The sequence below is a fragment of the Pseudoalteromonas sp. SG43-3 genome (genome assembly GCF_014164385.1).
Lineage (GTDB): Bacteria > Pseudomonadota > Gammaproteobacteria > Enterobacterales > Alteromonadaceae > Pseudoalteromonas > Pseudoalteromonas distincta.
Genome location: NZ_JACJFC010000003.1, coordinates 224,574 through 245,070, shown reverse-complemented (window position 1 = coordinate 245,070; position 20,497 = coordinate 224,574). Strand labels below are relative to the sequence as shown.

At 36.5% G+C, this 20,497-nt stretch carries 18 protein-coding genes and 1 pseudogene; 2 read left to right on the top strand and 17 right to left on the bottom strand.

Going from position 1 to position 20,497, the window contains the following annotated elements; genetic code table 11:
* Positions 1-4: 4 nt before the first annotated feature.
* From rfbB to rfbA, 5 genes are all read right to left on the bottom strand, one after another.
* Positions 5-1,099 carry a dTDP-glucose 4,6-dehydratase gene (gene rfbB / locus H5157_RS04395; RefSeq protein WP_182724228.1) on the bottom strand — a complete coding sequence of 365 codons (1,095 nt, stop codon included), beginning with the start codon at positions 1,097-1,099 and terminating at the stop codon, positions 5-7.
* Positions 1,100-1,939: 840 nt separating this feature from the next.
* On the bottom strand, positions 1,940-2,308 hold the full coding sequence (locus H5157_RS04390) for a GxxExxY protein (protein ID WP_182724227.1): 369 nt from the start codon (positions 2,306-2,308) through the stop codon (positions 1,940-1,942).
* A 1,011-nt stretch (positions 2,309-3,319) separates the two neighbouring features.
* Complete coding sequence (gene rfbD, locus H5157_RS04385; protein ID WP_182724226.1) at positions 3,320-4,219, bottom strand: dTDP-4-dehydrorhamnose reductase; 900 nt, start codon at positions 4,217-4,219, stop codon at positions 3,320-3,322.
* Positions 4,220-4,241: 22 nt separating this feature from the next.
* Positions 4,242-4,787 carry a dTDP-4-dehydrorhamnose 3,5-epimerase gene (gene rfbC / locus H5157_RS04380; RefSeq protein ID WP_182724225.1) on the bottom strand — a complete coding sequence of 182 codons (546 nt, stop codon included), beginning with the start codon at positions 4,785-4,787 and terminating at the stop codon, positions 4,242-4,244.
* A gap of 11 nt (positions 4,788-4,798) precedes the next feature.
* Positions 4,799-5,710, bottom strand: a complete 912-nt coding sequence (gene rfbA / locus H5157_RS04375) for a glucose-1-phosphate thymidylyltransferase RfbA (RefSeq protein WP_165723979.1) — start codon at positions 5,708-5,710, stop codon at positions 4,799-4,801.
* A gap of 295 nt (positions 5,711-6,005) precedes the next feature.
* Between rfbA and H5157_RS21090 the strand changes: the two are divergent.
* Positions 6,006-6,053, top strand: a pseudogene (locus H5157_RS21090) (hypothetical protein); the annotation flags it as partial.
* 1,146 nt (positions 6,054-7,199) lie between these two features.
* Here the strand turns inward: H5157_RS21090 and H5157_RS04365 are convergent.
* The 5 genes from H5157_RS04365 to wecA all read right to left on the bottom strand — a co-directional run bounded on the left by H5157_RS04365 (position 7,200) and on the right by wecA (position 11,864).
* Positions 7,200-7,850, bottom strand: a complete 651-nt coding sequence (locus H5157_RS04365; RefSeq protein WP_024596614.1) for an ABC transporter ATP-binding protein — start codon at positions 7,848-7,850, stop codon at positions 7,200-7,202.
* 23 nt (positions 7,851-7,873) lie between these two features.
* On the bottom strand, positions 7,874-8,659 hold the full coding sequence (locus H5157_RS04360; RefSeq protein WP_182724223.1) for an ABC transporter permease: 786 nt from the start codon (positions 8,657-8,659) through the stop codon (positions 7,874-7,876).
* Positions 8,660-10,387 carry a polysaccharide biosynthesis/export family protein gene (locus H5157_RS04355; protein WP_182724222.1) on the bottom strand — a complete coding sequence of 576 codons (1,728 nt, stop codon included), beginning with the start codon at positions 10,385-10,387 and terminating at the stop codon, positions 8,660-8,662.
* 7 nt (positions 10,388-10,394) lie between these two features.
* Positions 10,395-10,721 (bottom strand): DVU3141 family protein, encoded by a 327-nt coding sequence (locus H5157_RS04350; RefSeq protein ID WP_002958461.1) that lies wholly within the window; start codon positions 10,719-10,721, stop codon positions 10,395-10,397.
* A gap of 111 nt (positions 10,722-10,832) precedes the next feature.
* Positions 10,833-11,864 carry a UDP-N-acetylglucosamine--undecaprenyl-phosphate N-acetylglucosaminephosphotransferase gene (wecA, locus tag H5157_RS04345; protein ID WP_165723976.1) on the bottom strand — a complete coding sequence of 344 codons (1,032 nt, stop codon included), beginning with the start codon at positions 11,862-11,864 and terminating at the stop codon, positions 10,833-10,835.
* Between the two features lie 469 nt (positions 11,865-12,333).
* Here wecA and H5157_RS04340 point away from each other — a divergent pair, with 469 nt between their 5' ends.
* Positions 12,334-13,710, top strand: coding sequence for an MBL fold metallo-hydrolase RNA specificity domain-containing protein (locus H5157_RS04340; protein ID WP_182724221.1), 1,377 nt, complete (start codon positions 12,334-12,336; stop codon positions 13,708-13,710).
* An 87-nt stretch (positions 13,711-13,797) separates the two neighbouring features.
* Here H5157_RS04340 and H5157_RS04335 read toward each other — a convergent pair whose 3' ends face one another.
* The 7 genes from H5157_RS04335 to H5157_RS21045 form a co-directional block, all read right to left on the bottom strand.
* Positions 13,798-14,541: a glycosyltransferase family A protein gene (locus H5157_RS04335; protein ID WP_182724220.1), complete on the bottom strand. Its 744-nt coding sequence runs from the start codon at positions 14,539-14,541 to the stop codon at positions 13,798-13,800.
* A 12-nt stretch (positions 14,542-14,553) separates the two neighbouring features.
* On the bottom strand, positions 14,554-15,387 hold the full coding sequence (locus H5157_RS04330) for a glycosyltransferase (RefSeq protein ID WP_182724219.1): 834 nt from the start codon (positions 15,385-15,387) through the stop codon (positions 14,554-14,556).
* 11 nt (positions 15,388-15,398) lie between these two features.
* The gene (locus H5157_RS04325) at positions 15,399-16,451 is read right to left on the bottom strand and encodes an EpsG family protein (RefSeq protein ID WP_182724218.1); all 1,053 of its coding nucleotides are present in this window, start codon (positions 16,449-16,451) and stop codon (positions 15,399-15,401) included.
* 89 nt (positions 16,452-16,540) lie between these two features.
* On the bottom strand, positions 16,541-18,019 hold the full coding sequence (locus tag H5157_RS04320; RefSeq protein WP_182724217.1) for a lipopolysaccharide biosynthesis protein: 1,479 nt from the start codon (positions 18,017-18,019) through the stop codon (positions 16,541-16,543).
* A 3-nt stretch (positions 18,020-18,022) separates the two neighbouring features.
* The gene (locus tag H5157_RS04315; protein WP_002958454.1) at positions 18,023-18,889 is read right to left on the bottom strand and encodes an alpha-1,2-fucosyltransferase; all 867 of its coding nucleotides are present in this window, start codon (positions 18,887-18,889) and stop codon (positions 18,023-18,025) included.
* 28 nt (positions 18,890-18,917) lie between these two features.
* Positions 18,918-19,940, bottom strand: a complete 1,023-nt coding sequence (locus H5157_RS04310; RefSeq protein ID WP_182724216.1) for a glycosyltransferase family 10 domain-containing protein — start codon at positions 19,938-19,940, stop codon at positions 18,918-18,920.
* Positions 19,933-20,496, bottom strand: coding sequence for a DapH/DapD/GlmU-related protein (locus tag H5157_RS21045; protein ID WP_182724215.1), 564 nt, complete (start codon positions 20,494-20,496; stop codon positions 19,933-19,935). Before H5157_RS21045 ends, H5157_RS04310 begins: the two co-directional genes overlap by 8 nt.
* Between the last annotated feature and the right edge of the window lies 1 nt (position 20,497).

Here is a 20,497-nt window from a genome sequence, read left to right as displayed (position 1 = left end):
TCCCTTAAACTTTTGCTTTTAATAATAGCTCAGCCCACCAGTATTCGTTATCTAAATACCAGTCAAGTGTTTTAGCAAAACCTGTTTCAAAGCTCTCTGCCGGTACGTAACCTAGCTCGTTATTTGTTTTAGTTGCATCAATCGCATATCGGCGGTCGTGCCCTGCGCGGTCTGTAACGTATGTTATTAATTGTTCAACGTTATTTTCTATTGCCGATTTTGCATTAGGGAAGCGCTTTGCAAGCTCTGGGTTTGTAGCAAACTTTTCGCCCATTACTTTACATACCAATTTAACTATATCTATATTGGCCCATTCGTTATTGCCGCCAATGTTATAGTTTTCGCCAATACGACCTTTTTTAAGTACAAGCTCTATACCGCGTGCGTGGTCTTCTACGTATAGCCAGTCGCGAATTTGCTGGCCATCTCCATAAACAGGTAAAGGCTTGTCGTTTAAAATATTAGTAACAATAAGCGGTATTAGTTTTTCAGGAAAGTGAAACGGCCCATAGTTGTTTGAGCAATTTGATGTAGTAACCTCGAGCCCGTAAGTATGGTGGTATGCGCGTACTAAGTGGTCGCTTGCCGCTTTTGATGCAGAATATGGTGAGTTTGGTGCGTAAGCTGTTTCTTCAGTAAACGCAGGATCGGTCGCGCTTAGTGTGCCGTATACTTCGTCGGTGCTCACGTGGTGAAAGCGGTGTGCTAAAGGCTCGTTACCAGCTGCTTTTGGCTCGTCTATCCACTTTTTTTTTGCTGCTTTTAATAAGCTGTATGTACCTAGTATGTTTGTTTCAATAAAGGCGTCGGGCCCTGTTATTGAGCGATCTACATGCGACTCTGCTGCAAAGTGTACTATGGTGTTTAACTGATGAGTGTCGATTAGGTTTTCGATTAACGCTGTATCGCAAATATCGCCGTGTACAAAGGTCATATTTGGGTTGTTTGCTACACTGTCTAGATTGGCTTTGTTACCAGCATAAGTAAGTGCGTCTAGCACTATTACTTTGTCTTGTGGGTTTTGCGCTAACCAGTAATGTACAAAGTTGGCACCTATAAAGCCAGCACCGCCGGTTACTAATAAATTTTTTACTGTCATCTGTTATTCCATTTTACAAATTTTGGCTATACGCCTTATGTCATCGTTACGAGTCGTAAGCTGTAAGCCGTAAGACTACAAATTGTTGTTTACTAAATAGTAAGGTAATAAAAGGTTATTTATTTTGACCTTTTATGTATTTTATTTAGTAATAATAATTACTTTACTCGCCTAAAAAGTGAGGTTTACACCTCACTTACAAAATATTTTTATAACCAAGAAGCTTAATAACACCAGCAAGCTAAGCGCCTGCAATCACTTCTCTTTGTTTTGTGTATTCTCTGTGGTGATTAATCACTTTATGAGCGAGGTATAAAACCTCACCTACAAAACATTTTTACCACCGAGAACACAGAGGCGATTCGCGCTTCACTGAGAAGTTACTAGCTCTTCTCCTTTACTTCTCTTTGTCTTCTCGGTGGTAATAATAATCTCTTAATCACTTTATGAGTTTTAGCCCAAAGCAATTTTACCACCGAGAACACCGAGGCGCTTCGCGCTACACAGAGAAGTTATTAGATCTTCTCCTTCACTTCTCTGTGCTCTCTGTGGTGATAATAATATCTTAATTACTTACTCTATAAGCGAGGTATAAAACCTCACCTACAAAGCATTTTTACCACCGAGAACACCGAGGCGCTTCGCGCTACACGGAGAAGTTACTAGCTCTTCTCCTTCATTTCTCTGTGTTCTCTGTGGTGTTAATAATCTCTTAATCACTTTATGAGCTTTAGCCCAAAACAATTTTACACCGAGGGCACAGAGGCGCTGCGCGCTGCACGGAGAAGTTATTAGCTCTTCTCTTTCACTTCTCCTAGCTTACCGGCTGGAGAGCGGATTTTACACGCTAATACGTTTCAGCCCGTCAAGCAACCGGACCTGATTAAAATTAATTAATAGCCCAGTTTTTATGCCTGTTAACTTTAAATAAGTTATAAGCTGAGCTGAATGAATAGGCAGCAGTTTATCAACAGCTTTTAATTCAATAATCAATTTTTCAGGTATCAATATGTCTAACCTATACCCTGCATCTATACTTATACTTTTATAGCTAATCGGTAATGCAACTTGATTCATAGGTAACAAACCAGCTTGCTGTAACTCATAAAGTAAGCAATTTTCATAACTAGATTCTAATAAACCAGGACCAAGTGTTTTATGTACTTCAATAGCGCAACCAATCACAGTTTGAGTTGCCAAGTCTTCCATAAATAGCGCCCTTAGAATCTATTTAGCACCTAAATAATTATAAACCCGTATTTTACCACCGAGAACACAGAGGCGCTTCGCGCTACACAGAGAAGTTATTAGATCTTCTCTTTCACTTCTCTGTGTCCTCTGTGGTGATAATAATCTCTTAATCACTTTATGAGTTTTAGCCCAAAGCAATTTTACCACAGAGGGCACAGAGGCGCTTCGCGCTACACGGAGAAGTTACTAGCTCTTCTCCTTTACTTCTCTTTGTCTTCTCGGTGGTAATAATAATCTCTTAATCACTTTATGAGTTTTAGCCCAAAGCAATTTTACCACCGAGAACACAGAGGCGCTTCGCGCTACACAGAGAAGTTATTAGATCTTCTCTTTCACTTCACCTTGTCTTCTCGGTGGTGATAATAATCTCTTAATCACTTTATGAGTTTTAGCCCAAAGCAATTTTACCACCGGGGGCACAGAGGCGCTTCGCGCTACACGGAGAAGTTACTAGCTCTTCTCCTTTACTTCTCTTTGTCTTCTCGGTGGTAATAATAATCTCTTAATCACTTTATGAGCTTTAGCCCAAAACAATTTTACCACCGAGGGCACAGAGGCGCTTCGCGCTACAGAGAGAAGTTATTAGATCTTCTCCTTCACTTTTCTGTGTTCTCTGTGTTCTCTGTGGTGATTAATCTATTTATTAGCGAGGTATAAAACCTCACCTACAAAACATTTTTACCACCGAGAGCACCGAGGCGCTGCGCGCTGCACGGAGAAGTTATTAGCTCTTCTCCTTCACTTCTCTGTGCTCTCTGTGGTGATAATAATGTCTTAATTACTTACACTATAAGCGAGGTATAAAACCTCACCTACAAAACAATTTTACCACCGAGAACACAGAGGCGCTTCGCGCTACACGGAGAAGTTACTAGCTCTTCTCCTTCACTTCTCTTTGTCTTCTCTGTGGTGATAATAATCACTTAATCACTTTATTAGGAGGTACAAAACCTCACCTATAAAATTAACCTATTGGTTAAGTTTTAGCTCTGTTAGCATTGCTTTTAGTTGTGCGCGCCAATGCACTGTTTTTACGCCACTTATTTCTTCAGCCTGAGCTTTATTTAACACGCTAAATGCAGGGCGTTTAGCTGGTGTTGGGTAGCTTGCTGCTGGTATTGCACTAATAGGTATTGATTTAGTTAATAGCCCTTGCTCAATTGCAAGCTCTTGTATTGCTACTGCAAAATCGTACCACGAAGCAACACCCGCATCGGTCCAATTTAAAATAGTTGCTGTATTTTCAGTATTTAAAACTTGCTCACTGCTTGCTTTAGCTACTAAAGCCCATAGCATATTCGCCAAACCTGCCGCCCACGTTGGCGTACCAACTTGGTCGCCTACTATACCTAACTGTTCTTTTTCTGCCATTAATCGTAACATTGTTTTTACAAAGTTATTACCAAAAACAGAATAAACCCACGCGGTACGCACTATAGTTGCTTGCGAGCCTAAAATTTCATTAATAGCCTGCTCACCAGCGAGTTTAGACGCGCCATAAACGCCCAAGGGATTTGTTGCATCGCTTGCGGTATAAGGCACAGTGCTTGTGCCATCAAACACAAAGTCGGTAGATATATGTATAAGCTTTGCGTCAATATTTTTACATGCATTTGCTAAATTAGCTGCACCTTGCTCATTTACAGCATAGGCTGTATCGGTATCGGTTTCGGCTTTATCAACCGCAGTATAAGCTGCAGCATTAATAACTATATCTGGCGAGTGTGTTATTAGTAACTCGTTTACCTGTTCGGCATTACTAATATCAAGCTCTTTTGAGCCAAAGCATATTAGCTCTACATTGCTTGGGCAGGTTTTTTGTAACTCTGAGCCTAGCTGGCCATTTTTACCTGTTACTAATATTTTCATAATGAGTACTTAATTTGGGCTATTAAAATTTTGGGGCGTTTTTAAAGCTAAGGCCGGCTTCGTCTTTAGCTGATAACTGCGGTAACTTACCTTCAACTAATGGCCAATCAATATTTAGAGTTGGGTCGTCCCACTTTATTGAGACTTCAACATTTGGGTTATAAACATCGGTACATTTATATACAAATTCGGCAGTTTCTGTTGTTACATAAAAACCGTGTGCAAATCCTTCTGGCACCCAAAGCTGGCGTTTATTTTCAGCCGACAGTAATACCCCTACCCACTGCCCAAAGGTTGGAGAGCTTTTGCGCATATCTACGGCTACGTCGTATACTTCACCTTGCGTTACACGCACTAATTTACCTTGGGTATTTTGTGTTTGATAGTGTAAGCCGCGCAGTATACCGTGCGCCGATTTACTGTGGTTTTCTTGCACAAAAGTGCGCTCGCCACAGTGTTGGTTAAATAGCTCTGTGCGAAAAGTTTCCATAAAAAAACCGCGCTCGTCACCAAATACTTGTGGCTCAATAATTTTTACATCAGGAATATTTGTTTCTATAAATTTCATTTTAATGCCTATTAAAATACAGTTTGATCTAAAAGCGATAATAAGTACTTGCCATAGCCTGATTTTTTAAGCGGCTTTGCTAGCTTTTTAAGCTGTTCTGCATTTATGTAACCCATGCGGTAGGCTATTTCTTCTGGGCAGTTAATTTTTAAGCCTTGGCGTTTTTCTATTGCGCGAATAAAGTTAGCGGCATCTAGTAAATCATCTAGCGTACCTGTATCTAACCAAGCTGTGCCACGGCCCATTATTTCTACGTTTAGCTCTTTATTAGCGAGGTATTGGTCTATTACGTCGGTAATTTCAAGCTCGCCTCGCTCAGATGGTTTTACGTTTTTAGCAAACTCCACTACGCGACTATCAAAAAAGTATAACCCTGGTACAGCGTAGTTAGATTTAGGTTTATCTGGCTTTTCTTCTATTGAAATGGCTTTGCCGTTTTGGTCAAATTCAACCACACCATACGATTTAGGGTTTGATACATGGTAACCAAACACTGTAGCACCTTGCTCGCACTCAGTTGCATTTTGTAGTGATAAAGATAAATCGTGACCGTAAAACAGGTTGTCGCCAAGCACAAGTGCCGCGCATTGGCCTTGTAAAAAGTCTTCAGCTAATAAAAATGCTTGCGCTAGGCCATCTGGACTTGGTTGCTCTTTGTATTCAAATGTTATACCCCAAGCACTACCATCGCCTAGTAGCTCTTTAAAGCGAGGTAATTCAGCGGGGGTCGAAATAATTAAAATTTCGGTAATACCCGCCATCATTAAAGTAGATACCGGGTAAAAAATCATCGGTTTATCGTAAACAGGCATTAATTGTTTACTCACCACTTTTGTAAGTGGATATAAACGTGTACCCGAGCCGCCCGCTAATATTATGCCTTTGCGTGCCGACTTTGTGGCAGGTGCTTTTAAAGAGTGCATATAGAATCCTATCTATTAATTTTAATTAATTTTTAAACCTTATAACTTTAAGCTTACCTTAGCTCTTTTACTGTGGCTAAAACTATTTTACCAATACCAAACAGCATTAACTGTAATACAGCAAAGAGTAAAATATTGTATAAGGTAGCTGGGTATTTATTGTTTTGTGGTAGCGTGGCTGACTCAACCACTACTAAATATTTAAGCTGCCTATAAGCCTCAATTCTGGCTTTATCGAGCGATACCTCAGAAGATGTATAACCTTTAAGCGCTAGCTCTAACTCAATTTTTAAGTCAGAAAATTGCGCAAGCACTTCACTTACAGAGGTTCCATTATTTTTAATATTACTATTGGTGCCTTGCTGAGTAGAAAGCCTATCTCGCTCTAGCTCTAGCTGGGTTTTAAGTGCGCTCAGCTCCGACGCTAACATAACTACTTGCGGGGCTTTTTCAGTCATGGTTGAGCGTAGCCCTTTTAGCTCTGCACTTTTAGTGGCTATTTGCCCCTCAAGCCCATAGGTTATTTGCTGCAGCGCCATGCCTTCGGCCTCTGGGTCAAGTAAGTTATTTTTTTGCTGAAACGCAAGAGTGCTTTTTTGTGCGTCGCGCAAGCGTTGCTCAACTTTTGCATGCTCTAATCGTATAAACTTTAATTGCGCATCAGCTAGTTGGTGGCCTATTGAATTTATATACCACTCTGCGCGGTTAACTATTGTTTGCGTTAGAGTGTTTGCAAATTCAGGCGTAAAGCCCTGGGCTAATATTTTTAGTACGCCTGAGTCTTCGTCAATTTCAATAGTGGTGTGGTCAATGTAATATTTTAATAAATCTTCTATGCTGGCATTACTACTTAAACGCGAAAATACATCACCACCATTTTGGTAATGTTCTTTTAAATTACTGTGTTGTTGCAGGTAGTTAAGCATGTCTTGCGAGTGTATGTACGCTTTAGCAATTTCGGTATCGGCTGTTGAGTTACCACCCACACCTAAGCCACTAAGTAGCGCCATTGAAGGGTCCATTGTTGCCATGCCGTCGGGCTGCTGAATTATTAATTGTGCACGGCTTTCAAAACGTGGGGCAGCCCATACAAGCTGATAAAACGCGAACAAAATGAAAGGCACAACCAATAGTACAAACCATGGCTTAGCAAACAAGTGTAGGCCGCGCTTATTATTTAACTTAGCCATAGCAGCTTGCTTTACGTTTGGTTTTGTATTTTGCTCGGTAGAGGTACTTGTTTGTGCTTTACCCGGTTGGTTATTTATTTTATTAGTAAGCCTAGTTAGCTCTTTTTGTATATATTGATTTGTGGGATCAATATTACGAGCGCGCTGCATAACACGCCTTGCTAGGTATACATCGTTTTGCTCTAGTCCCTGCGCAAGCCCCATGAGCTTTTCGCCATTGTGCCAAATAATTTTATCGGTTTTTTTTGCTAGCTCGGTAAAGCGTTGTTCTATTTTTTCTACCGCTTGTTGACTCATAATTATAATGCCTGGTAATGAGCAATTCCTTGCTCTAAATCGTTGTAAAAAGTAAGTTCGCCTTGGTGCAATACAATGGCGCTATCACAAAAATGGCGCAGTTCGTCCATTTCGTGGCTTACCATTATCACATTAGCATTTTTACTTTTTTGTGTGAGGGCTTCGCGTGTTTTTTTTCTAAAGCTTGCATCGCCCACCGAGGTAACCTCATCTATTAGGTATACGTCAAAATCTATACCTATTGAACAAGCAAATGCTAGGCGGGGTTTCATGCCACTTGAGTATGTATTTACTGGTAAATCGAACTTTGGGCCTAGCTCGGCAAATTGGCGTACACGGCGCACGTATTGGTCTAAGTCGGCAACACCGTTAATCATCCCTATAAAGCGGGCGTTTTCGGCGCCGCTCATTTGCGGGTGAATCCCTGTGGCAAGCGCTACCGGCCACGATAAGTGAAGGTCGGTAATAACTTCACCTTTATTAGGGTATTCGCTGCCGGCAAGCATTCTAAAAAGAGTAGACTTACCTGCGCCATTAGAGCCTAAAATAGCAATGTTATGGCCGCTGGGTATTTCAAAGCTTACATTTTTAAAAATATATTGGTTACCTAGCGTAGAGGGATAGTACTTGGTAACATTTTGCAGCTTAATCACTTAATACTCCTTGTTGCATAAGGTTACCTGCTTAGCGCCTGTTTCCACGAAACGTGGTAAACAGCTAAAGCAAAAAACAATAATACAATCGTACAAGCTAATAAATAAAACTCACTTACAGCCTCTGTAGGGTAAGTACTATAAGCCGCATGACGAGTTAACTCTATTGCATGCAAAAGTGGGTTCCAATCTAAATATGGCCAGTACTCTTTGGGTATATCCTCCATCGAAAAAAATACACCCGATATAAAAAACAAAGGCCTAGTTAAAATACCTCGTACTTTAGTAATTTCAGGTACATAACATTGCCCAATAGCAAATAGTAACCCGAGTGACATCGCTATAATCCATACAGCAAAAACGTTTGTTATTAAAAATAATGGATCGTCTATATTAATATCCATTTTAAGTAAAAACATTAGTAATAAAATAAGTACAAAAACAAATAGCTTAACTAACAAATCAAAAAAACTACTGGCCACAACGCTACTAATTGGCTGCACTTGCCTAAAGGCAAATAAGGCCTTATTTTTTTTTATTGAATTTGCTGAGTTATTTAAAGTTTCTAAAAACAATTGAATTAACAGCATGCCGTACATCATAAATTCGAATGTGGGCACCGTGTGTGAGTCGCTACCTGAGATCAGGCCGCGTAAGTACGATAGTAAAAATATAAAACTTAATGGCTGAAATACCGCCCACGCAAGCCCTAGCTTATCGTTAAAGCCTGTGCGTATTTCGCGTACAAAAAGGGCAAATATAACGTCGCGCCATATTGCCCAGTTATTACGTTTAAGTACTGTGGTCATTTAGGTGGCCACATTTGCCGCAATAGCAATTTGATAAATTATTTGCGTTATATCTTTAACCGATTGCAAAAACTTGGTGTCTACTTTTGGAAGTACCAAAATTTGGTCACCTGGTTTTAAGGTGCCGTAAGCGTCTACGTCTATCATGCCGTTAGGGTGTATAACCATTATTTGGTCGTAATTGGCGCGTTCGCTGTAGCCACCCGCCCATGCTATGTAGTCGTCAATTGTTGCATTTGGGTTGTACACAAGCGCTTGTGGCATGAGTACTTCGCCGCCTATGTGTATTAAATCAGTTTTTGCTGGTATGTGTATTACATCCCCCTGCTCTAACCTAATATTTGCAACTTGACCTTGATCAGAAATAACTACTTTGCCAAGTGGAACCGCTTTGCGGGCACGTTCGGTAAACTCTAAAATCATTTTACCTTCTTCGGCTCTTATTTTAGCTTCTCCGTCGGACGACGCAGGGGCGGTAAATATGCTGCGCTCTAATCGGTCTAACGCTTGCTCAATCATTTCTTTTTGTTTTTTAGCTACGCTTTTACGCTGTATATAAATTGACTTGTAGTCAGCAAGATCTTTATTTATTTGTATATTGGCAAGTAAGTCGTGCAAGCGTGTGTTATTTTTTACTGCAAAGTACGAAGGCCCTAAATAACTGCCAGCTACCTGAATATCGAGTACTTGAGCACGTATATCGTCGTTAAAAATAAGGCGGTCGCCATCTTTAAGTGTAAAGCTTTTAAACTCGTTGTAAGGTAAGTAAACCGAAAATGGGCCTGTTTTACGATCGCCCACTATTCCTACGTGGCTTACTTTAGCAAGTGGCAAGGCAAATTTTGCTAGTTGCTCTCCCGTTGCTTGATTATCTTTAAACTCAAACCTAAATGGTGCTCTTACACTGCCTGATACAACAACTGTTGCCTTTTGGCGCTCAACTAAAATTACGTCGTTGTCTTTAAAGTTAAACTTAGGGAGGTAACCACTTAGTATAAAGTCGTATAGATCTATATTTTGAATTACTTTATCGTCTCGTAATACCTTTATAGAGCGGTAACTGCCTCGCTCAGAGTCTATTCCACCGGCTCGCTTTAAGTAGTACAAAATGCTGTCGGAAGCTATACCTGCATATTGCCCAGGACGAACAATGCTACCACTTATGTAAACACTCACTGGCGTTGCTGTAAGTAAGTTTACGTATATTTGTACACTACTTTTATATACTTCTTTTATTTTATTACTTACGTAACTGTTTAGCTGGCTTGCTTTTACGTCTGCTACGTATACAGGACCTACATTAGTTATAAATAAATTACCTTGGTTATCAACCGTTATAACTTCTGATTGATTTATTGCACCCCACAGCCAAATAGAAACTTTGTCGCCTGGTGCTATTGTATAGTCATCGTTTAAACCATCTTGGCGCTCACTTTCGTAACCTCCTGCAAATAGGTTTGCACCATATGGAGGTGGTAAGCCAAGCTCTGGAGTAGGTAGTAATTCAGCCGCTGACATTTCGCCTGGTAATAATGTTCCAGAACGCCCCTGTTTATTATATGTTCCATTTTGTAACGCAGCATTAGGTAGTTGCGTTTGAGTTGTACCTGCGCTTTCAAGCTGGCTTAAAGACATTTGTTCTGCTGCGGTAACATTAGCGCTAAATAGACTAAAGGTAGAGCAGGTTAATATTAAAAATGTTTGAAATATTTTGCTTAGCATGTTCATAAAGGGCTTAAGCTCCAAAGCTAATTTGGTTGTTTTTGTTTTCAATTACTTGAGGCGTTACTACCCATTGCTGGTTGGTATTTTTACACACAGCTCGACGTTCTTGTTCGGCTAATTGTTCTGCTCTTTTTAAATAAACCACTCTACAGTTTTCACCCAATGCTGACGTATATTGCAGGCCTAATGTAAACTCAATATTATTGTATTGCCCTGTATAGCCTTGCGGCTTAGAGTCTAATACATCACTTAAATACGTGGGTAATGCGCTAGCACTGTTAGATTTTATTGGTTCGTCTATTAGAGCACGTGTGGCATGAAGAACAGGGGGTGACATAGCACAGCCTGTTAAAAACAGAAAAGGGAGAAGTGATAGTATAACTTTATTATTTTTCATTATTTATTTTCTAATCTATTGGTAAGTAACAAAATAAAATCCTTGATGTGGCTAAATTTTCGTTAGCTTTTTCCATACTTGTTTAGTAATTGCCGAATAACACATAAAAAACAATAAAAAAGACACTAGCATTATCCACTCTGCAACTGCATAAACTTCAGCTAAACAACCTAGCAGGGCAAGTATACTTGCACCAGACGAAATAACAATAAGCGAAAATCGATGGCTGTAACCTGCTGCTTCAAAAATATGATGCAAATGCTGTCGGTCAGCCTGAAAAGGGGATACACCTGATTTGACTCTTCGCATTATTACTGTTGCCATATCCATTAAAGGTACAGCAATTATATACAAGGCAGTTACAGGTCTTAATGCTGGCGCATCTAACTCTATCCCTATTACCATAAGCCAAACTAGAGTTAAGCCTATGAGCATATTGCCTGAGTCACCCATAAATATTTTTGTGACTGAGCTGTGCAGTTTAAGATTAAATATTAAATACCCTAATAAGGCAGCAATAAATAAAAAAGGTAGCAAATACCATGCATTAGTTACTCGACTTAGTAAAAACGCCAAAGCAGTAAATGCAACTACACTGAGTAAACCGACTAATCCATCCATGCCATCCATCATGTTAATAGCATTGATTCCTGCAATAATAGCAATAACCGTTAATACAATTCCAAATCCTGCTAATTTGAGTTCAAACCAACCTAAAATATATCCTAAGCTGTGTAAGTAGATCTCTGTTCCAAATATAACTAACGAGGCTACAAGCACTTGTGCAACAAGTCGGATTTTTACCGAGAGTTGATAACGATCATCTAAAGTACCCAAAAAAAGTACCAACGCTGATGCAACTAAATAAATATTTAAGTTTCGGCTGTGTTCTATAAATAACATTGAAGTAATTAATACGGCTAAATAAATTGCAATTCCGCCAACTAAAGGGATGTTTCCTTTATGTATTTTTCTATCGCAAGGGAAGTCAACCAACCCTGTTTTTACAGCAATAGGATTAATCACTTTTATGGCAACAAGTGAGATAATAAACGTAATTGAGAGAGGGAACCAAAAATCCATTATGTATCCATATGTGTAAAAGTATAGCTAAAGCGCAACGAATATGTACTTCTCATAAGTATACAAAACCTTTACATTTATGCATGGCTAATTACAACTATATTATCAAGACAAAGCACTTAAAACACATGATTTATCACTAGTTTTGTAATGATTTATTTTTTCAATGTTAAAAATAATACCACAAATAGTCGTTTAAAGTACTTCAATACTATTACAGCTTTAATTCTATCTCTCGATAACCGACCATAGCGTGCAATCGACAGTATGGTAAATAAATATGATTAAATATAGCCTGAACGTTGATCTACGACAGCTAAATTATAAATAAATTAGGAATTAAGTTTTAATAAAGAAAATATGCTTTCTTTATTATTAAAACACTGCGCCTATAGCCTACCTTGAATCTTTGTAATTTAACTTCTACTGTAAATATCATTACAAAAACGACTAATTACTGTGAGCCATCATGCAAATACTTCACCACGGAGCGGTTAATGGAGTTACCGGTTCGTGCCACGAACTGGTAATTAACGAGCAAACAAGTGTGCTTGTTGATTGCGGATTATTTCAGGGTGAGGATTCTAAAGCAGATCTTTCAATTGAATTTGATGTTACCCATGTTACTGCGCTTATTGTTACCCATTGCCATATTGACCATGTTGGTCGAATTCCTTACTTATTAGCAGCCGGTTTTAAAGGCCCTATTTTTACAAGTATTGCATCGGCCAGTTTATTACCTTTAGTAATTGAAGACGCTTTAAAAGTGGGTGTAACCCGCGACCCTAAAATTATAGCTGCCTGCTTAAGCTTATTAAATAAACGCATAGTTGCTGTTGATTATAAAACGTGGTTTGAACTGCCTTGCAAAGCGCCCGATAAAGCTAAGGCGAGATTTCAGCGTGCTGGGCATATATTAGGTTCTGCCTACGTTGAAATTGATATTACAAATAATAATAACAACAAACATCGCGTTGTGTTTTCAGGAGATTTAGGCGCGCCGTATACCCCGCTACTCCCTTCGCCTAAAGCGCCTTATAAAGCCGACACCCTCGTTATTGAATCAACCTACGGCGATAAAAATCACCAAGGCCGTAAAGAGCGTACAAAAACGCTAAAAAACATTATTGAACGCGCCGTAGCCGACAACGGCGTTGTTTTAGTACCTGCTTTTAGTATTGGCCGCACACAAGAACTGCTATATGAGCTGGAGCAACTCATACACAGCTCATCTAAAAAGTCTAAGTGGCGAGACATTCACGTAATACTCGACTCCCCAATGGCAGCCAATTTTACTGAGCAATACAAAAACTTTAAACACTTATGGGATAGCGAAGCTAAACGCAAAGTTGCAAACGGTAGGCACCCGCTCGATTTTAAAAACCTAACTACGGTTGATTCACACAAAGAGCACATGGCTGTTATCAACTATTTAAGTTCGCGGCAAACACCAGCAATAATATTAGCGGCAAGCGGTATGTGTACTGGTGGGCGAATAGTTAATTATCTTGAGCGATTTTTAAATGACAAAACCACCGATGTATTATTTGTAGGTTACCAAGGAAACAAAACGCTCGGCCGCGAAATTCAAAAATATGGCCCACGTAATGGCTATGTTTTTATAAACGATGCTCGCATTACTATAAACGCCAAAGTACATACAATTAGTGGCTACAGCGCCCATGCCGATCAAAACGGATTAATTAAGTTTGTAACAGGTATGCATAAAAAGCCAAGCCATATAAAAATTGTGCATGGCGATGATGATGCTAAAGCTGCGTTGACTAAAAAATATAAAGCGATATTAAACGAACAAGTATTAATAGAAATTAGTACAGCAACATAGTATGTGAACAAATAATTAAATTTGATAAGTAAACTAAAAAAGCTTAATTAACTTGAGCTTTCGTGGCCATTTTTCTGTTCATTATAACTACTTAACAAGTATTTTTTTTATATTTTTCAAAATAAAAGCCAAAAATAAAATAACGCCTAATGTTCTACCAAAGATATAGTTAAATGCTATAAACCGAGAAGTTATTTTTGCGTAACTATTTAGCGAACTACCTGAGGACTCTTTAGGATGTTGACAGATAGTTTTATCGATATGCCTTCCTTTATGTCCTTTATTCAGAAATAAAGATAAGTATACAGGTTCATCACAGCATGGATATTTAGCCCCAGCACCAAGCTCTAACGGAAATTGATAATTTACCGTTTGGGAATTTAAACGTACTGCAATTTGAATTGTACCGACCCCAAGAATCGTTCGTCGAGTATGTTCCCCTTTAGATAGAGGAGGCTTAAGTAAGTCACCATTTTCATCTTCAACATTAAATGTGAAAAAATCATATTCAGGGAATTGGGAAAAGCTATCTGATAGTAATTTGACGTAATTATTGGATAAAGTAACGTCATCATCTGTAAATAGAGCATATTCACCACTAGCATGCTTAATAGCTAAATTTCGACTATGCGTAACACCTACATTAGAATCCAATATAATTTTTAAATCGCTACGGTAAGTCCAATTATTATTGTGTAGAAATGCATTAAGCTCTTCTTCTATAGCTCCTTGTACAACAATAATATATTCAACATTTGGAACAGGCCCTTGAATTATAGTCTCTATATTTCCCAGTCTATTATATAAACAAGATATAAGTACGCTTAACAATTTTAATTCCTTTTACTTAATGAGATACAAAAAAACAAAAAATGCTTTAGCTAAATTGAACTGCCGTAAAGTACGAAGTAAAAACTTACTTACCATCTTTAAATCTTTAGCATGTTTTCGACCATAAAGTATATATTCAGCCTCGTCTTTATTTTCAACAAAATCACAGTATTTAGCAACTAGATTAATTGAAGCAATCCTCTGCTCTTGGTTATTTAAACGTGAAATACTTGTTTCTAAAACTCTATATTTGAAGACTAGTTCCTTCAGATTACCAAGTTTAAGTCCAATTCGGCGACATCTAAACCATAATTCATAATCTTCACAGTGCTTGTAGTTAGGATCATAACGTAATTCTGTACCAATAAGCTCTTTATCAAACATAACGGATGGATGACAGAAAGGAGATCCAAAATCCATCAACCAAGAAATAACTCTGTGTCCTGTAGGTAATAACCGGCTTCCAGTTTTAACTCCTGTTGTATCAATATATGAATAAGAGGATCCAATAACTGCCAGCTTTTTACTTTTCATGGCCTTTATTTGTAGTTCTAGACGTTCAGGCTCACATATATCATCAGCATCCATTCTCGCTATATATCTATATTTACACATGTTTATAGCTTCGTTTAAGCTATAAATAAGCCCTTTATTTTTTCGACTAATAATAACTACCCGAGCATCAGCACGAGCATATTTTTGTATTATTTTTAAACTACCATCTGTAGAGCCATCATCAACACATATAAGCTCAAATTGTTTGTGTGATTGCACCAAAATACTTTGTATAGCTTCATCTAAATACTGCTCAGCATTATAAACAGGTAAAATAATTGAAATAGACATGTAATCCTCAGTTATTCATCTTTTTTGACCCAACCATAAGGGCGAATATCATGAATATTTTTGTAAATAAATACTTGATAGGGAATGCTTGGGCTACGGGTACCCACTTTAGAATTAACGTATAAAGAAATTACAAAAAGTGGAAACGTTAAAGATAATATTACAAGAGAAAATTGGGGTTTTCTTATCCTTACACCCAACGAAGGCACCAGAAGTACTAAGTAAACTAATAAATAGTAACTTATTCTAGTAGCTGAAAACCCTATTGGTTGAAATGTATTATATATACATGCACCCAAAGTAAAAGCATAAAAATAAAAATGTGTTTCTTTGTCTGGGAATAACTTTCTAATTAAAATAAACAAAGAGAAAATTACAATCAATAGCAGCTGAAACATTTTACCTCCTTCGACCTTAACAAGAAGGTAATGGGAATAAAATGGGAATATAGTGTCCACTAATTTTTGAGCTAAAGAGAATGAGAAAAAAGAGCTTATAAAAAATGCAATTAATATTACACTTGGTATTTTTTTTCTGTAAAGAAAGTACAAAAACAAACAAGCAAAAGCTGTAGTGTGGAGCATCGTAGCGAGTAAGATAAAACAGAAAAACTTTAAGAAACTACGACTGAAAATATATTTTGTACTATATAAAACCACCGCCATTGCAGTGAATTGCTTTATAAAATTAACTGACATTAAAAAAAAGAATGGTATTGAAATAAAAATTAATATTGAGTAAAAATAATTTTCACTATGATTTTTTATAGCCAAATGAAAAAATAGATACATCACTGCGGAAGTAATTATAAAATAAAGTTGTGGGAAGTTAATATAGTTGGATAATTCAATTAACCCACCATGTAACAGGCCAAACCTTATATAAGTCATATCTCCAGGCTTAAACTGTACTATAGAAGTGTAATATGAAAGAAAATCGAATCCAACATCGAAGCGAACAGCTGATACAGTAAAAAGTAAAAATATCATTGAGAAATTTTTATATTTGAACTTTGAAACCCCCAACAAACTAACAGCTAAAAATATAACAATATAGAAAAACATTAAAATCCTTAATTACTCTTCCTTAGGCCATTTTCTACAAAAAGAAAAAAGCTATAAAATACAACAGCAAAAAACAAAGCCTATATAAGTTATTTAATATCCACTTTATCTAAATTAAATAGCCTTTCGCCATATTTAAAACTTGCCCTTCTAAAAATCAAGTAACTAAAAAACAAAAATACGCCACCAAAAACCAAAATAATTAAAATTGAATTTAATATATTTTGCTCTTTATTTAAAAAGAACAAAGTACAAAAAAAGGACGATAATAAGAAAGAAAAGATTATGTTACCAAAAGCAAGTTTAATGGCTAGCAATTTTTTCATGTTGAAATACAGCATTGCTGATATCAAAAAATATGTAAATGAAAGCGTTGAGGGTATAAGCCATAGCGCGTCATTAGCATCGAAATAATATAAACCACAAACCATTATCGTAAAACCAGTGAAGTAGGGGATGATGGTCGTTTTGGTTTTAACTTCTGATTGCGATACTAAGTATATTAAATTTGAACAAACTCGAAAAAACTCAATACTCGCTCCAATCATTACATAAGAATATGCGTTATGATATTTCTCATTAACTAACAACTTCATTAAAAAGGGTGCTGTAAAAATCACATACATCATTAATAAAAAATATATTGGAATCATATAACTAGCTAAATAATTCCAAGCAGCTGAGCGTTCCTCACTCGTCCCGTTGTTTATTTGATTAAGATAATTGGGCATAAAATATTGTGTAGCTAAACTTTCAACAGCTGTAAATATAGAGGTAGCGACAGCTAAACCTACGGCAATATATGATAAAACTTCAACCGTGTACTTATCTTCTACAATAAGTCGATATGAGCTATTTTGCCCCCATTGTAAAAAAAGAGTAATCATCACTGGAAATGAAAAAAACATAACTCTCTTGCATTGAATCACACTGATTTTTCTAGATAAAAGTTTAACATTTAGTTTGTCAAAGTTATTTATATTATTGTACATTGGTAAAAAAAGTAGGAGTTGAGCAAGTGCTATTCCATATAACCACGCCATTCCTGTGTCACTAATATATAAATTAATAATTATAGAAAGTGATATACCTAGAACTAAGGACAATAATAAGTATTTAATAAACAGAAGCCTATTACCAATGAGGTTAATAACGTTTAAAAATGCTAAGTAGCTACTCGCTATTAGTGAAATGAAAATAAAAAGGATAAAATGCGTAAATTGGAATAATGTGGAATAATCAAAAATAAAATAAATAAATGTAGCTACAAATAACGATAAAATAATACCAAAAGCTCTAGACAAAAGTAGCATAGCGTTCGCATTTGACAAGTTTGCGTTTTGTTTCCAATATAATACATATCGATTGTAATATTGGCCTACAGGGTTTAAAAAAGCAAAATTAAATAAAGTTAATAGTGTCAATAATAAGTAGTAACTTCCGACCTCTGACTCAGATAAAAATGTAGTAAGTAATCTAACTGCCAAAAGAGCAATAATAATCTGTAACACTTTACCAAAAACAAGAATTACGATATCTTTATTAGCTTTGTTAAATATTTTTTTCATTAATTACAATTTAATCCACTGGTTAGGAACTATATCAGTAGAATCTAGGTCTGTAGATTTAAACCATTCTTTAGGAGCCACTACGACCTTTTCATCGTTTTTATTAAGCCATGCCCCCCACCAACTAAAAGTACTATTAGAAATCACTTGATGCTTACATTGTGACATTAGTACCATGTCAACCTCTGGTCTTTCACTTGAGCCATCTACAAAATTCATTTTGTAATCAAAACTCAAATTATTTCGGCACCACTCAATATCATCAGAAAAAATAAAAAGCTCTGTATGTTCATCTAATAATTTTCTTTCTGAGAAATAATTTAATGCCTTTTTAAAATAATCACTATCACACACACCGTGAGTTTTATTAGCCCCCTCGTTAGACACATAGTCACCACGCCTTATGTGTATTGAGATACTATTTTTAGCATTCTTGATTGCCTTGCTCACTGCTGTTTCAGCTATATTGAGATCTTCAATCAAAGTTAACTCGTCTAGTAGACACTCTCGAATACTTAAAAAGTACTTTTCAGACTGAAAATAACCAGTTAAATAATTGATGCTATTATTCAATAAAACATCTTCGTTAAAAGGTAATTGAGTTTCAAAATAATATTTTTTTATAAAACCAAGTTTTTGTAATAAGTTTCTAATCTTTTCATTGCTTAAAAGCTTATTAATCAATTTAGGCTTTGACTCATAAGTCGCCTTGCACCTAAATTTATTTAAGCAAAAAGGGTGTGTTTTATAAGAGCTAAAATCGCTCATATCTACCACTACACCATCCCCTCGCTTTTCAGCTATAGCTCTAGCTGTAGCATATTGAAATAATTGATTGCCTAATCCGCCAATGGCTTTTACTTTAATCATTGTTTGCCTAATAAAATATACAGAGTCGCTATTGTTTAAGATCGCTTAAAACATGCTGAGCTATTGTATGTGCAAATGTTTCAGCTTTGTAAGGATTCGCTTTTTCAGAAAAAAGATAATTTTCTATATTTACTTGAATTGTATTGTATTCATCTTCTGACATATTGTTTATGAAATTGTAGAGCTCTTCATGAGAATCAAAATTTCTACGATCTATAAAGCAATCAGCAGGAATGTGCTCTGTTATATTAGGAGCCCCCCAATAAATGGGAACACAACTTGCAAAAAAACAGTCGAATATTTTTTCTGTAATATAACCCGGAATCATCTGTGCATTTTCATAACAAATCGCGAATTTGTAATTACTTAGGGTCTCTTTTTTGCTATTTACAGCCCCCTGGTAAGAAGGGTAAACCGTTGGTAGTAACTTATTTACAAAAGTGAATTTTGATAACAAATAACGTATATAACGATTAGCCGATGTATGCTTATCCCAACCTACCCCATAAAAGTCGAAACTATCTTTCGTGTTTTTTTCAAACCAACGAATTGTTTTTTCTCTTTCTGAGTATAATTCTAGAGTATGATTAACCTTTTTATTTCCAGCTATAAGTGTACATAGTTTTTTTGATTCTATTTTTTTTTGAATCATTTTATGTACACTTCTATTTTCAGGAAATTTATGAGCAAAATTTATCTTGAAGTATTTTTTGTTATCAACTAATTCATCATGCCAAGTAAACACTTTTTTGAACTTCTGATGCTTTTCTATATTCCAGTTACTAGGATTAATAACTTCTGACTCCCAGATTATTAGAAAAGAATCTTTACAACTATCAATTTCAATTGCAGGTGTTTCATTATATATTACAAGTTCAGAAGAACTAACTGGGCATATATCTTTAGTGGATAACTCTATATTTCTATCTAGAAGTTTTTTCCTTAAAAGATATAAAAAATACAAAAAATTGTCTCTATTCTTTTGCAAATCAGATAAATTAAAACAATCATTTTCTTTAAAATAATCAGAATAAAAGCAAATTCTAGTCAAATGGAATATCCTTTATTTTTTTTGCAGGAATTCCTGCAAATATCACATTTGGAGGAACGCTTTTGGTTACAACGCTTCCGGCAGCGATAATTGAATTATCACCAATACTAACGCCATCCAATACAACGCAGTTTGCTCCAATCCAAACATTATTGCCTATAGCAGTATTTGTGACTGATAACCCTTGCTTTCTGTATACAACACCTTGAACATCGTAGTTATGGTTTGCTCCAGGAATAGATACATTAGGTCCAATCATTACATCATCGCCAATTTTTACATTTCCACAAAGAAAGCAGTTGTACCCTATCCAAACATTATCACCAATTAGTAATTCAATGGGATCAATAAATGCATTTTGAGAAACTATTAAATTCTTACCTGCTTTTATTGTTGATAAATTCTTAATAGTAGCGTTTCTTTCTACTTTAAGAGGAAAAGATATTCCTCCTCTCCCTAGTTTAAATAATACGAAATAGACACAACTTCTCCAGAGAGTAAAGGAAAAGAGTTTTCGTATAATAATTAATGTTTTTTTAAGTAGATTGAATAGCATA